At 35.9% G+C, this 373-nt stretch carries 1 pseudogene; it reads right to left on the reverse strand.

The window, feature by feature from the left end:
* Nucleotides 1-125: 125 nt before the first annotated feature.
* Nucleotides 126-373 (reverse strand): annotated as a pseudogene (locus AC1M36_RS28565) (DDE-type integrase/transposase/recombinase); the annotation flags it as partial.

A 373-nucleotide genomic window follows, 5' to 3' on the forward strand; every position in this document is an offset into this window, starting at 1 on the left:
CGAAGTCTTCAACCAAACTTCGTTTTTTCGACGTATAACGCATTACATGAATTATTAATAGTTTCATAAAACTGGTCCACAATATTCTCCATCTCTTTATGTCTTCGGAAACTTTGCAACAGAACCCGTCTCTTTACATGCCTATGATCCTGCTCTATGAGATTATTAAAATGTTTGATTGTACGATGGATTGTAGTCTGATAAAATCCTTGTTTTCTTAATTTGTTAAATGCGAAAAGTAATGCCGGCGCTTTGTCTGTAGTGAGAACCGTAGGTTCTCCAAAATGTTTTACTAATCTTTTCATGAAGGCATAGGCAGCCTGATGATCCCGTTTTTTACGAAGTTGAATATCCAATGTGTGTCCATCTTTAT

The sequence above is a fragment of the Bacillus sp. Medicinal_06 genome, from assembly GCF_056711665.1.